The organism is Streptantibioticus cattleyicolor NRRL 8057 = DSM 46488, assembly GCF_000240165.1.
Classification (GTDB): Bacteria; Actinomycetota; Actinomycetes; order Streptomycetales; family Streptomycetaceae; genus Streptantibioticus; species Streptantibioticus cattleyicolor.
The window spans coordinates 3,851,011-3,865,620 of record NC_017586.1; the positions used below are offsets into that span (position 1 = coordinate 3,851,011).

5 protein-coding genes are annotated in these 14,610 nt (G+C 76.4%); 2 read left to right on the forward strand and 3 right to left on the reverse strand.

Annotated elements, in window-relative coordinates; all coding sequences use genetic code 11:
* Window position 1 precedes the first annotated feature (1 nt).
* Both SCATT_RS40360 and SCATT_RS16920 read left to right on the forward strand, forming a co-directional pair.
* Window positions 2–7,558: a type I polyketide synthase gene (locus SCATT_RS40360; RefSeq protein ID WP_014144302.1), complete on the forward strand. Its 7,557-nt coding sequence runs from the start codon at window positions 2–4 to the stop codon at window positions 7,556–7,558.
* Between the two features lie 41 nt (window positions 7,559–7,599).
* A complete protein-coding gene (locus SCATT_RS16920; protein WP_014144303.1) occupies window positions 7,600–9,009 on the forward strand; it encodes an amidase in 1,410 nt (469 codons plus the stop codon).
* Between the two features lie 61 nt (window positions 9,010–9,070).
* On the opposite strand, the gene SCATT_RS16925 is transcribed toward SCATT_RS16920, so the two are convergent.
* From SCATT_RS16925 to SCATT_RS16935, 3 genes are read right to left on the reverse strand one after another with little or no spacing between them, the layout of a single operon-like run.
* Window positions 9,071–10,294 (reverse strand): cytochrome P450 family protein, encoded by a 1,224-nt coding sequence (locus SCATT_RS16925; RefSeq protein ID WP_014144304.1) that lies wholly within the window; start codon window positions 10,292–10,294, stop codon window positions 9,071–9,073.
* 3 nt (window positions 10,295–10,297) lie between these two features.
* Window positions 10,298–13,561: an ACP S-malonyltransferase gene (fabD, locus tag SCATT_RS16930; protein WP_014144305.1), complete on the reverse strand. Its 3,264-nt coding sequence runs from the start codon at window positions 13,559–13,561 to the stop codon at window positions 10,298–10,300.
* Window positions 13,558–14,526, reverse strand: coding sequence for a class I SAM-dependent methyltransferase (locus tag SCATT_RS16935; protein WP_014144306.1), 969 nt, complete (start codon window positions 14,524–14,526; stop codon window positions 13,558–13,560). The genes fabD and SCATT_RS16935 overlap by 4 nt, the downstream gene beginning before the upstream one ends.
* Window positions 14,527–14,610: the final 84 nt, after the last annotated feature.

Sequence of the window (14,610 nt, forward strand, 5' to 3'; positions counted from 1 at the left end):
CATGCACACCGAGGACAAGCTCCGCGACTACCTCAAGCGGGTCAGCGCCGAACTGGAGAAGACCCGCAGGTCCCTGAAGGAGAGCGAGGAGCGCCACCGCGAGTCGGTCGCCGTCGTCGGCATGGCCTGCCGCTACCCGGGCGGGGTCACCTCGCCCGAGGAGCTGTGGGAGCTGGTGGCCGGCGGGACGGACGCGGTGGGGCCGTTCCCGGCGGACCGGGGGTGGGACCTGGCGGCGCTGGGCGACCCGGAGGGGCCGGACGCCTCGGCCACCGGCGAGGGCGGCTTCCTGCGGGACGCGGCCGGGTTCGACGCCGCGTTCTTCGCCATGTCGCCCAAGGAGGCGCTGGCCACCGATCCGCAGCAGCGGCTCTTCCTGGAGACGGCGTGGGAGGCGGTGGAACGCGCCGGGGTCGACCCGCGCACCCTGCGCGGCAGCCGCACCGGGGTCTTCGCCGGGGTGATGTACCACGACTACCCGGGCGGCAGCGCGGCCGGCAGCGTGGTCTCCGGCCGGGTCGCCTACGCCCTCGGCCTGGAGGGGCCCGCGGTCAGCGTGGACACCGCCTGCTCGTCGTCGCTGGTGGCGCTGCACGAGGCGGTGCACGCGCTGCGCCGGGGCGAGTGCTCGATGGCGCTGGCCGGCGGGGTGACGGTGATGGCCACCCCGGGCACCTTCGTGGAGTTCAGCCGGCAGCGCGGGCTCGCCCCGGACGGCCGCTGCAAGTCGTTCGCGGAGGAGGCCGACGGCACCGGATGGGCCGAGGGCGTCGGGGTGCTGGTGGTGGAACGCCTCGCCGACGCGCGCCGCAACGGCCACCCGGTGCTCGCGGTGGTCCGCGGCAGCGCGGTCAACCAGGACGGCGCCTCCAACGGGCTCACCGCGCCCAGCGGTCCGGCCCAGCGGCGGGTCATCCGGGACGCGCTGCTGGACGCCGGGCTCACCACCGCGCAGGTGGACGTGGTGGAGGCGCACGGCACCGGCACCCGGCTCGGCGACCCCATCGAGGCGCAGGCGCTGCTGGCCACCTACGGCCAGGACCGGCCCGCCGGGCGGCCGTTGTGGCTGGGGTCCGTCAAGTCCAACTTCGGGCACAGCCAGGCCGCCGCCGGGGTGGCCGGCGTGATCAAGATGATCATGGCGATGCGGCACGCCACGCTCCCCGCCACGCTGCACGCCACCACGCCCACCTCGCACGTCGACTGGTCGGCCGGGGACGTCCGGCTGATCACCGCGAACCGCCCGTGGCCGGCCGGGGACGCGCCGCGGCGGGCGGCGGTCTCCGCGTTCGGCGTCAGCGGCACCAACGCCCACGTGATCGTGGAGGAGGCCGGCCCCGCGCAGCCGCCCGCCGGGGCGCCGGAGGGCACCGCCCCGCTGCGCGGCGTACCGCTGCCGTGGGTGCTCTCCGGCCGCACCCCGGCCGCGCTGCGCGCCCAGGCAGCCCGGCTGCGCGACCGCCTCGACCAGCGGCCCGCCGTACGCCCGCTGGACGTGGCCTACTCGCTGGCCACCACCCGTACCCCCTTCGAACACCGGGCGGTGCTCCTCGGCCGGAGCGAGGACCAACTTCGCGCCGCACTTGCCGAGTTGGCCGACCGGGACGAACCGGCCGGACCCGGGATCGTCACCGGTACGGCCCCCGCGTCCGGCGGCGGCCAGGCGGCCTTCGTGGTCGCGGCGGACGCCGGGGCTTCCGGGGACGCCACCGCAGCGGCCGGACTGCTGGAGCGGGCACCGGCGTTCGCCGCCCGGATCGCCGCGTGCGAGCGGGCCGTCGAACGGCAGGCCGGCTGGTCGCTCACCGCGGTGCTGCGCGGCGACCCCGGCGCCCCCGACCCGGCCCGTCCGGACGTCGCCCGGCTGGTGGCGTTGGCCCACGCGCTCGCCCTGGGCGACCTGTGGCGGGCGCACGGCGTCACCCCGGCCGCCCTGCTCGCCGCCGACCCGGTCTCGGTGGCGGTCGCCGAATGCCTGGCCGGCCGGATCTCGGTGCCCGACGCGGTGCGCGCGGTCGCCACCGAACGCCCGGTCCGCCCCGACCCGGGGATCCCCGGCCCGGCGGTGCACCGGGTGGCGGACGAGGCGACGCTGCGTACGCTGCTGGGCCGGGACGTCACCGTGTTCGTGGCCGTCGGCTCCGGCACGGCGCTGCCGGAACGGGTCCGCGCCACGCTCGCCGCGACCGGCGGCACCGCGACCGTGGTCGCCCCCGCGCGCGACGGCGCCGACCCGGCCGCGCACTTCGCCACCGCGCTCGCCCAGGCGTTCACCGGCGGCGCCGTCCCCGACTGGCAGGCGGTCTTCACCGGCACCGGCGCCCGCCGGGTCGAACTGCCCACCTACGCCTTCCAGCACGAGCGGTACTGGCTCGCCGGGCCCTCCGGTGGCACCGGATCCGGCACCGCCGGACACCCGCTGGCGGGCGCGGCGCTGCCGCTCGCCGACACCGACGGGGTGCTGCTCACCGGCGGCCTGTCGCTCGCCACCCACCCCTGGCTCGCCGACCACGCCGTGCGCGGCACCGTGCTGCTGCCCGGCACCGCGTTCGTGGAACTGGCGCTGCACGCCGGACGCGAGACCGGCTGCCCGCTGCTGGCCGAGCTGACCCTGGAGGCGCCGCTGGTGCTCGACGCGGACGGCGAGGTGACCCTCCAGGCGGCCGTGGGCGCCCCCGACGACCAGGGCCGCCGCCCGCTCACCGTGCACTCCCGGCCGGCCGGCGCCCCCGCCGCGCTGCCCTGGACCCGGCACGCCACCGGGCTGCTCGACCCCGCCGAACCCCCGGTGCCCGCCACCGCCCCGGCGTGGCCCCCCGCCGATGCCGAACCGCTGCGCCCCGAGGACGTCTACGCCGCCATGGACGCCGCCGGGCTCGGCTACGGCCCGGCGTTCCGCGCGGTACGCGGGGTGTGGCGGCGCGACGGCGAACTCCTCGCCGAGGTGGCGCTCACCGAGGAGGCGGGCGGCGCCGAGGGGTTCGCCCTCCACCCCGCGCTGCTCGACGCCGCGCTGCACCCGCTCGCCCTCGGACTGCCCGGCTTCGGCGACCCGGCCGCGCCCGCCCGGCCGAGGCTGCCGTTCGCCTGGCGCGGGGTCGCCGCGCACGCGGTCGGCGCCACCACGCTGCGGGTACGGCTGACGGCGGTCAAGGACGCCGTACGGGCCGAGCTGTACGACACCGCCGGGGCACCGGTGGCCGCCGTGGAGTCGCTGGTGGTCCGGGAACTGCCCGAGGGCTCGCTGCGGGAACTGCCGCTGCACCGCGTCACCTGGACCCCGGCACCGCAGGCCCCGGCGGCGCCGAGGGCCGTGCGGTGGGCGCTGCTCGGGGAGGACGGCATCGGGCTGGCCGACGCGCTCACCGCGGCCGGCGCCACCGTCGAGCGACGCGCCGAGACCGACGCGTTCCCCGCCGACGTCGACGCGGTGGCCGTCTGCTTTCCGCCGCGCCCCGCCGGGGAGACCCCCGAGGCCGCCCGGCACGCCGCGGCCCGCGCCCTCGAACTGGCCCGGCGCCGGCTCGCCGACGACCACCCCGCCCCGCTGGTGTTCGTCACGCGTGGTGCGGTGGCGGTGGGTGGTGAGGCGGTGTCGGATCCGGCGGGTGCGGCGGTGTGGGGTCTGGTGCGTTCGGCGCAGTCGGAGCATCCGGGCCGGTTCGTGCTGTTGGACGGTGAGGCTCGTCCTGATGCGCTGGCGTGCGGTGAGGGTCAGGTGGCGGTGCGGGGCGGTGTGGTGTGGGTGCCGCGGTTGTCTCGTGTGGTGGTGTCGTCGTCGGCTGGTGGTGTGTGGCCGGGTTCGGGGTCGGTGTTGGTGACGGGTGCGTCGGGGGTGCTGGGTGGGTTGGTGGCCCGGCATCTGGTGGTGGCGCACGGGGTGCGGGAGTTGGTGTTGGTGAGCCGGGGCGGGGTGGCTCCGGCCTTGGTGGGGGAGTTGTCGGGGTTGGGGGCCCGGGTGGTGTCGGTGGCGTGTGATGTGGCCGATCGGGAGCAGGTGCGTGGTCTGCTGGCGCGGTGGCCGGGGGAGCGCCCGCTGAGTGCTGTCGTGCACGCCGCCGGTGTGCTGGACGATGCCTTGCTGACGTCGTTGACGCCGGAGCGGCTTGAGGCGGTGTTGCGTCCGAAGGTCGATGCGGCGTGGTATCTGCACGAGTTCACCCGGGACCTTTCGGCGTTCGTGGTGTTCTCGTCGGTGGCGGGTGTGCTCGGTGGTCCGGGTCAGGCCAACTACGCGGCGGGGAACGCGTTTTTGGACGCGTTGGCGTCGTCGCGGAGGGCGGAGGGGTTGCCCGCGGTGTCGTTGGCGTGGGGGTTGTGGGAGGCCGGTGGCGGGATGGGTGCGGGGCTGGACGAGGCCGCCCGCGCCCGCATGGCCCGCGGCGGCTTCCTCCCGCTGACCGCCGAGGACGGGCTCGCGCTGCTGGACGCCGCCCTGGCGACCGACGAGGCCGCCCTCGTCCCGGTACGCCTCGATCCGACGGCCCTCGACGCGCAGGCCACGCGGGGGCAACTCCCGCCGTTGCTCGCCGAGTTGGCCGGACGCCCGGCCCGCCGCCCGGTCCGCGCCGCGGCCACCACCGAGGGGCCCGCCCTCGCCGAACGGCTCGCCCCGCTGACCGGGCCGGAACGCGAACGCGCCCTGCTCGACCTGGTGCGCTCCGCCACCGCCGCCGTCCTCGGCTTCGACTCGCCCGACCCCGTCGACCCCGGCCGCACCTTCCAGGACCTCGGCGTCGGCTCCCTCAGCTCCGTCGAACTACGCAACCGCCTCGCCGCCGACACCGGCCTCACCCTCCCCTCCACCCTCGTCTTCGACCACCCCACACCCACCGAAGCCGCCGCCCACCTCCACTCCCTCCTCCCCGAACCGTCCACCGCCCCACCCCCGTCCACCCCGACCCCGGAAACCGCCCCACCCCCCGCCGACCCCGTCGTGATCGTTGGCATGGCCTGCCGCCTGCCCGACGGCACGGCGGCCCTGGAGCGCCTGCGGCGCCTGTTGCCGGCCGACACCGCGACGCCCCCGGCTGACGGTGGCTCCGACTCCGGTGCGTTCGCCGCTGGGGGCGTGAGCGAGGGGACCGCCCGTGCCCTCGGCTCGCGGCAGCCCGTTCCGCGGGCGGACGGGGGCTTCGACACCGACGCCTTCGCCGTTCTCGGCGTCACCGAGGAGACCGCCCGCGCCCTCGACGCGCGGCAGCGGATGCTGCTGGAGGTCGTCTGGCACGCGTTGGAGGACGCGGGGATCGTTCCCGGCGCGCTGGTGGGGGCGGCGGCCGGGGTGTTCGGGGTGCGGGAGGGGCATGGCGGGGGCGGGGACGCGGTCGCGGCCGTGTGGGGGTTGGCCGGGCCGGTGGTCACGGTGGACGCGGGCGGCACCGAGGCGCCGGCCGCCCTTCACCTGGCCGTGCGGGCGCTGCGGGACGGGACCTGCGGCCTCGCGCTCGTCACCGGGGCCGCCGCCGGGGCCGCCGGTGTCCTGGTGCTCGAACGCCTCTCCGACGCGCGCCGCGACGGCCACCGGGTCCACGCCGTGGTGCGCGGCAGCGCGGTCGGCACCGGCGACCGGCCGGCCGCCGACGCGCTCGCCGACGCGCGGCTCACCCCGGACCAGGTGGACGCCGCCTGGACGGACGACGCCGCCGAACTCGGCGCGCTGCGCGAGGCGTTGGGGACCGGACGGGCCGCCGGGCTCACCGCGGTGATCGCCGCCGTCCTCGCGCTCGACCCGGAACGCCCCGTGCCGCGACGGCGGATCGGGGTGAGCGTGTCGGCCGGCACGGGCCGCGGCGCCCATGTCGTCGTGGAGGGGCCCCCGCGTCCGTCGGAGGCGGCCACCACGGGGGGACGCCCGGTGCCCGCGGTCGTGCCGTGCGTGGTGTCGGCGGCCACCCCGGAGGCGGTGCGTACCCAGGCCGCCCGCCTGCTCGCGTGCCTCGATGACGGCGCCCCGGCCCCGGCCGCGTTCGCCCGCGCGCTGGCCACCACCCGTACCGCCTTCCGGCACCGTGCCGCCGTCGTGGTGCGCGACATCGGGGAGCTGCGCCGCGCGCTGGCCCGGATCGCCGCCGGGGACGAGGCGCCCGAGGTGCTGACCGGCACCGCCGACGGCGCCCCGCTCGACCTGTGCTTCACCGCGCACCACGGTGTGCGTCCGGTCGTCGGACGCGCCCTGTACCGCACGTTCCGCGTCTTCGCCGAAGCCTTCGACGAGGCGGCCGACCACCTCGACGCCCATCTCGACCGGCCGCTGCGCGACATCGTCTGGTACGAGCCCGAGCTGCTCGCCGAGCCCCGTTACGGCCACCCGGCGCTCTTCGCCGTCCAGGTCGCCGTCCTGCGGCTGCTGGAGCAGTGGGGGGTGCGCCCGGACCGGGTCACCGGTGACGGGGCCGGGCTGCCGGCCGCCGTGCACGCGGCCGGACTGGTCCCGGTGGCCGACGCCGCCGCGCTGGCGGTGGCCCACGGCGCCCTGGCGGCCGGCGGCGACCCCGGGGAGTTCGAGCGGACGGTCGGGAAGGTCACGTTCGGCGAGCCCCGCGTGCCGGTGGTCCGCGCCGCCGACGGGGCCGTGGTCACCTCGGACCAGGCCGCCACGGCCGCGTTCTGGACGGCCGGCGCCGACCGTCCCGCGGCGCCCGCGCCCGGCCGCACCGTGCTCCACGCCGGGGCGTACGGGCTCTCCTGCACCGGACCGGACGGCGCCGCCGACCCCGAGCCGGCCGGACCGCCCGCCCCCACCGCCGAACTGCGCGCCGCCTTCCGCGCCCTGGCCCGCGCCCACATCCACGGCACCGGTGCCGACTGGGCCGCGGTGACCGAGGGCTGGGGCGGCGAACCGGTGGCGCTGCCCACGTACCCGTTCCGGAACGCCCTGGCCGAGGCGCCGACGGGCGGCCAACTCCCGGACGGGCTGGACGCGTTGGGGCTGCGCGGCGACGAGCCGCTGGAGGAGGCGCTGCCGGTGCTCACCGCGTGGTGGCGGAGCCGGACCGGTACGGCGGGCTGGTCGCCGCAGCCCGAGCCGTCCGCGCCGGCGTCGGCCGGCCGGTGGCTGGTGGCGGTGGCGCCGCCCGCCGCCGGCGACGACGCCGGGGAGCTGGCCGAACCGCTGCTCGGCGCGCTGCTGCGGCACGGCGCCGAGGTGCTGCCGTTCACCGTGGACCCGGCGGACGGGGACGTGGCCGCGCACGCCGCGCGGCTGACCGCGCTGACCGGGGACCGGGGACCGCTGGCGGGCGTCCTGTCCTGCCTGGCCGCACGCCCTGGCACCGCCGCCGACGCCACCACGCTGCTGACCGGTGCCGTACGCCAGGCCGGGGTGACCGCGCCGGTGTGGTCGGTGACCTGGGGCGCGGTGCCGGTGGAGCCCGGCGAGCGGGCCGACGGACGCCAGGCGGCGCTGTGGGGCGGCGGCGGCTTCGTCGACCTGCCCCCGGCGCCGGACGAACGCGCCCGCGCCCGGCTGTGCGCGGTGCTGGCCACCGGTGACGCCCGGCACGCCTGGGCGGTGCGCGCCCGCGGGGTCCTCCGCCGCGACACCACCACCGGATGACCCCTTTGCCGACGACTCGCGACACCCCAAGGACGGAGCAGATGGACACACAGCTGTGGCAGATGAGCGCGACCGCGCTGGCCGCCGCGGTCACCGCCGGAGACGTGGCCGCCACCGAGGTGGTCGAGGCCCACCTCGCCCGCATCGACGAGGTCAACCCGGCGGTGAACGCCGTCACCGGGCTCCTCGCCGACCGGGCGCGGCAGGCCGCGAAGGAGACCGACCGGCGCCGTGCCGCGGGCGAACGGCTGGGTCCGCTGGCCGGTGTGCCGTTCACGGTCAAGGACAACATCCACGTCGCCGGTTCCCCCACCACCCAGGGCGTTCCGGCGTTCAAGGAGCTGATCGCCCCCGCCGACTCGCCCCCGGTCGACCGGCTCCGCGCGGCCGGCGCGATCCCCATCGCCCGTACCAACATGCCCGACATGGGCATGCGCGGCATGCACACCCGCAGCGGCACCCACGGCGACACCGTCAACCCGTGGAACCCCGCGCTGACCCCGGGCGGCACCAGCGGCGGTGACGCGGTCGCGGTCGCCACCGGGCTGGCCCCGCTGGGGCTCGCCAACGACTGGGAGGGGTCCAACCGCATCCCGGCGCAGTTCTGCGGGGTCACCGGAATGCGCCCCAGCTACGGGCGGTACGCCTCCGACAACCGGCTCGCCGGGCGGGAGCCGCAGCTCAGCTCGATGCTCTTCCCCGTCGACGGCCCGCTCGCCCGTACCGTGGCCGACCTGCGGGCGGTGCACGGGGTGCTGGCCGGGGCCGACCCCCGGGACCCGCGGACCGTGCCGGCCCCCGCGTTCGGGCCGGCCCCGCAGGCACCGGTACGGGTCGGGGTCGCCGCCGACCCCGGCGGGCTGGGCGTCCACCCCGACGTGCGGGCCGCCGTGGAGGCCGCCGCGCGGGCCCTCGCCGACGCCGGCCACCCGGTGGAGGAGGTCACGCTGCCGCACTTCGAGGAGGCGTGGGACGCCTACGCCCGGTTGGTGATGACCGACTACAGCCTGACCTGGGAGGTGGTGCGGACGCTGATGCCGGAGGACGGCTGCCGGTTCCTGGAGATGTCCATGGAGCGCAAGCCCCCGGTGGATCTGGCCGGATACGTGAAGCTGACCGGCGTCCGGCTCGGGGCGCAGCGGGCCTGGGCGGCGTTCCAGCGGGAGTACCCGCTGGTCCTCGGGCCGGTGTTCACCGAGCCGCCGGTCGAGCCGGGGCTGGAGTCGCGCGGTCCGGCCGAGTTGGACCGGGTGTGGACCGCGCAGCGGCTGTGCTCGGTGACGACCTTCCTGGGCATACCGGCGGTCGCGGTGCCCACCGGGGTGGTCGCCGGCGTGCCGCAGGGCGTGCAGGTGATCGGCCCGGCCCACCGCGAGGACCTGTGCCTGGACGCCGCCGGGGAGATCGAGGCCCGGCTGGGCACCCTCACCCCGATCGACCCGCGCGGCTGAACGCGGACGGGCGCCGGCGGCCGTCCAGGCCGCCGGCGCCCCGACTCCGGGAAAGCGGCGCTCAGTCCAGCAGCACCGGCAGCCGCTGCACCCCCAGCAGGAACCGCGGCGCCACCTCGTCGCCCGCCACCGCCAGCCGCAGCTTCGGGAAGCGCCCGAACAGCTCCCGCATCGCGATCTCCACCTCGGTCATGGCCAGCGTGGACCCCGGGCAGAAGTGGGGGCCGCGGCTGAACCCCAGGTGCGGGTTGGGGGTCCGGGTGACGTCCAGCACCAGCGGGTCGGGGAACTCCGCCGGGTCCCGGTTGGCCGCCGCCAGCACCACCAGCACCCCCTCACCGGGCGCCACGGTGACCCCGCCGACCTCGACCGGCTCGGTGGCGAAGCGGCGGAAGGCGTGCTTGACCGGGGCGGCGTGCCGCATCACCTCGGCCAGCGCCACCGACCAGGTGGTCCGCCCGGAACGGATCAGCGCCAGCTGGTCGGGGCGGTCCAGCAGGGTGAGCACGGTGAGCGCGATCAGCTGGCGCACCGAGTCGTGGCCGGCCTGGATCACCAGGATGGCCAGCGCGGCCAGTTCGTCGTCGGTGAGGCGTCCGCCGTCCTCGTCGCGGGTCCTGATCAGCTCGGATATCAGGTCGTCGGTGGGGCGCCGGCGCCGCTGCGCGATAAGGTCGCGGGTCACCTCGACCATGCCGCGCAGCGCCGGCGCGAGCTGGTCGGCCGGGGGCGGCACCGGTCCGTTGAACGTCTGCGCCCAGCGCAGCCACTGCTCGCGGTGGACCTCGTCCACCCCGATCAGCTCCGAGACCACCCGGATCGGCAGCGGGTCGGCCAACGCCGCCACCAGGTCGTTCTCGGCGGCCGGGTCCATGGCGTCGAGGAGTTCGCCGACCAGCGACTCGATGAACGGGCGCATGGTGCGCACCCGCCGGGCGGAGAACGCCAGGGTCACCAGCGGGCGCACCCGGTCGTGGTCGGCGCGGTCCATGGACAGCAGCATCGAGTCGAAGAGCGAGACCAGGTCCTCGGGCATGCCCCGGGCCCGCAGCCCCCGGGCGTGCGAATCACCCGGCGGGCGGCTGGTGAACCGTGGGTCGGTCAGCACCTGCTTGGCGTCCTCGTACCCGGTGACGATCCACGCCTGCGAGCCGTCGAAGGAACGGCCCCGGCAGATCGGACGGGGACCGGCCAGCCAGCGCCGGCCCGCCTCGGGGTCGGTGATGAAGGCCACGTCGGACAGGTCGTACTCGCTCAGCTCCGGCGAGGGTCGGGTCACGGACACCGCCTACCGTCCTTCCAGGATCACGCCGGCCCCGGCCATCACGCGCCGGCCCACCTCGTCGGCGTGCCGGTCCCGCCAGGACTCCAGGCCGGTGCCGCGCAGCCACTGGTTGCACGCGCCGAGCGCGGGGCCGCAGGCCACCTGGTAGTCCATCTCATGGCCGGCCTCGCCGGTCACCGCCAGCCGGGCGGCACGGTCGCAGTACCAGCGGAAGACCAGCGCCATCCGCCGCTTGGGGTCCGGCTCCGGCTCGCCGGCCGGGGCCTGGGCGCGCAGCCGCGCGTAGACGGAGTCGAAGGGTTCGCCGAAGTACCGTTCCTCGACGTGGGCGCGCACCCGGGGGTCGACGCGCTGCCAGTCGTCGTGGGTGCGCCACAGGTCGTACAGCTTGTTGGCGCGCGCGTGGAAGAGCACGCCCTTCTTCATCACCCGTGCCCGGCCGCCGAGTTCGAACAGGTCGCCGTAGGGGGCGTAGGTGGTGTCGTGCACGTCGAGCGCCTGGAGCAGGTCCTTGGCGCGGTCGCCGACGCCGCTCTCGGCGGTGCACACGTTGACCGAGCCGGTGAGGACGAAGTCGGCGCCGAGCAGGAAGGCCGCGGCGGCGGTCTCCGGGGTGCCGATGCCGCCGCCGGCCCCGACCCGGGGCGCGGTGACCGCGGGGCGTTCCCGGGCCGCCTCGTCCCGCAGCCGGCGCACGCTGGGCAGCAGCGCGGCGAGCACCCCCATGTCGGTGTAGCCGCCGGCGTCGCCGACCGCGCACACGTCGTCCGCCATCGCCAACAGCGGGGCCGCCGCGGCCTCCTCGGCGGTGATCGCGCCCTGGCCCAGCAGGCGTTCGACGATCCGCGGCGGCGGTGGCGCGAAGAACAGCCGGGCCACGTCCGGCCGGGTCACCTTGGCCAGCAGCTTGTGCGGGGCGCGCGCCCGGCCGTCGGTCACCTTGGCGCCGCGCAGCCGGTAGCGCACCAGCGCCGGGGTGATCTGCACGTAGGTGGAGGCCTCCAGGAAGCGCACCCCGCCGCCCAGCGCCGCGTCCACCACGGCGTCCTCCGCGCCGGAGCCGAACGGGCTGTAGGTGAGGTTGACCCCGAAGGGGCCGTCGCCGCCGAGGAGTTCCCGGGTCCGCCGCACCGCCCGCTCGACCTCGGCGGCGGGCAGCCCGGCGGTGCCGAGGAACGCCAGGAAGCCGGCGCCTGCCATCCGGGCCACGAACTCGGGCGACGTGATGCCGTGGTGCATGCCGCCGGCCACGTAGGCGTAGGAGACGCCGTACGCCTCGCGGAACGCGGCCGAACCCAGGGTGCGGGCGCCGCGCGACGCCGAGGGCGCCGCCACCGGGGCGGCCGGGCGCTCCGGCTCGGCGGGCAGCAGCGGGGTGGCCTCCGCCTCGATGCGGGCCACCAGCTTGGTGAGCACCGTGCCCGGCCCGAGTTCCCGTACGTCCAGCTCGCCCTGGCCCATCAGGTAGCGGACGCTGTCGGTCCAGCGCACCGGGCCGTCGATCTGCCGGCGCAGCTTGTCCTTGACGTCGGCGGCGTCCCGGTACGGCCGCGCGTCCACGTTGGCGATCACCGGGATCTTGGGCGGGTGGAAGTCGAACCCGTCCAGGAAGCGGCCGAACTCCTCGGCGGCGGCGGCCATGTAGCGGCTGTGGAACGGCGCGCTGACGTTGAGCGGCACGCACCGCGCCCCGGCCTCGGTGAACAGCGGCAGCGCCTGCTCCACCACCTCCTTGGGGCCGGCGATCACGGTCTGGGTGGGGGCGTTGTAGTTGGCGACGTCGAGCGCGTCGAGGCCGCCGTCGGCGAGCACCTTGCGGACCAGCTCCACGTCGCAGCCGGCCACCGCCGCCATGGTGCCGCCGCTCGCCCGGCTCATCAGCTCGCCGCGCTTGGCGACCAGGCGCAGCCCGGTGGCGAAGTCGTAGACCCCGGCGGCGAAGAGCGCCACGTACTCGCCCAGGCTGTGCCCGAGCGCGTAGTCCGGCAGCCGGCCGCCCTCCTGGAGCGCGGCCAGGTGGGACAGGGCGCCGACCACGTAGAGCGCGGGCTGGGTGAACTCGGTCTGCTTCAGCCGCCGTTCGGGGTCCTCGACGCACAGCGTGCGGATCGAGTGGCCCAGCACCCGGTCGGCGGTCGCGGTCAGCTCGGGGAACCGGTCGAACAGCTCCTTGCCCATGCCCTTGACCTGCGATCCCTGGCCGGGGAACAGGTGGACGCGCAACGGCGGCGCGGTCCTTCGCGTCATCTGCGGCCCCTCGGAGGTCGGCGGTACGGGAGACGGGGACGGTGCGGGAGGCGGTGCCGGGGCGGCGGGGGCGCGGTACGCCAGCGCCTTCTCCAGCAGCGCCCCGTCGTGCGAGAACGGCGACAGCAGCGGCAGCGCCCGCACCGTCGCCCCGGCCGGCGCGGCGCCGTTGACCAGGTTGGCCATGGAACCGGACGGGCCCAGGTCCAGGCACAGGTCGCGGTCCTCGCGCAGCAGCCGGTCCACCAGCGGACGCAGGTCGAACGGGCGCCGCATCACCTGCCAGATGTGGTCCACGTCCAGCTCGCTCACCTCGCCGCCGGTGGTGCCGGACAGCAGCGGCACCCGCGGCGGACGCAGCCGCAACCGGGCCACCTGCGCGGTGAACTCCTCGCGCACCGCCTCGATGTGCGAGGAGTGGAAGGCGAACGGCACCGGCAGCCGCTGGAAGAGCACGCCCTGCCCGGTCAGCCACTCCTCGGCCCGGTCCAGCTCGTGCGCGGCGCCGGCCAGCACGAAGTTGGCCGCCGAGTTGACCGCGGCCAGCTCCAGCCGCTCGTGCAGCACCGGCGTGCGGTGCAGCAGCGACGGCTCGGCCAGCACCGCCAGCATCCCGCCGGGCGGACACCGTTCCTCGAAGATGCGCACCTGGCGCACGAGCAGCGTCAGGCACTCGTGCACGTCGACCGCCTCGGCCACCGCCGCCGCGGCCACCTCGCCGAGGCTGGCCCCCAGCACCAGGTCGGGGCGGAGCCCGTGCGCCGCCAGCGACCGGGCCAGCGCGTACTCGATCATGAAGATGCCGGGCTGGCTGTCGCGGAACCGGTCGAACGGCTCGTCCAGCCGCAGCCCGGTGCCGTAGATCCGGTCGAGCACCGAGTCGCCGCGTTCCGCGCGGACCACGCCGTCCAGCTCCAGCAGGGTCGCGCGGAACACCTCGTCGTGCTCGTACAGCCAGCGCCCCATGTGGTGGTACTGGGACCCCTGGCCGGCGAACATGAAGACGTTGCGACGCGTCATGGCGCCAGCCCCTGCACCTTCCGGGCGACGTGGTGGCGGTAGCTGTCCGGCAGCGCGGTGAGCGCCGGGACCAGCCCGGCCTTCTTCAGCAGCCGGGTGCGGCGCGACTCGGGGAACCCGGCGAACTTTGCGCCGAAGATCGCCTTGCGGGCCTCCTCGCCCAGCACCCGGGCCGGCAGCGGCATCCGCTTGGCGTCGAACGCGCGGCGGAAGTGGCTGCCCGGCGTCATCCGGCGGCGGATCGCGGTGCGCACCTCGGCCGAGATGTCCCGCTCGTGGACCCACTCCAGCGGCCCGGACTCCTTCTTCAGCCGGGTCAGCAGCTCGTAGCGGCCGGTGGTGAAGGTGTCGATGTGGGTCAGCCAGCCGCCCGGCTTGAGCACCCGGGCCACCTCGGCGAGGAACCGCTCGAAGTCCGGGTAGGTGTGGGAGCTCTCGATGTTGACGACCACGTCCAGCGAGTCGTCCTCGAACGGCAGGTTCTCCGCGTCGCCGTGGACGAAGGTCAGCCCCCCGCTGCGGGACAGCCGCGCCTTCGCCCGGTCGATCGCCGCGGTGGACAGGTCCAGGCCGGTCAGCTCGGCCCCCGGGACCAGCCGGGACAGGAAGTTGAGCCCCTCGCCCAGGCCGCACCCCACCTCCAGCACCGACTTGCCGGCGTACTCGTCCAGGCCCAGCGGGACCTCCCGCAGCGCCAGGAAGTACAGCTGCTCGGAGAAGCCGTCGGTGTCGTACCGGGCGAAGCCGGGGATCACCTCGCGGATCTCGGCCAGCACCGCGTCGTCGTGCATCCCCCAGTTCCAGATGTCGCCCTTGGCCGACCCGGCGGCCGCCATGTCGTAGACGGACGAGGTGGCGTTCTTGAACCGCTCGCCGAGCGCCTTGCCCGGACCGTTGCCGTCCGGGCTGGAGTTGATCGCTCTGAGACCCTCGGTGAACTCGGTGAAGACCTTGGACGTGCTCATCTCTTCCTCTCGCGGGCGTTGCGTGACGGCGTGGCATCCGGCGTCGCCGCCGGGACGGACCCGGGACGCGGTGGCGTCCCGGCC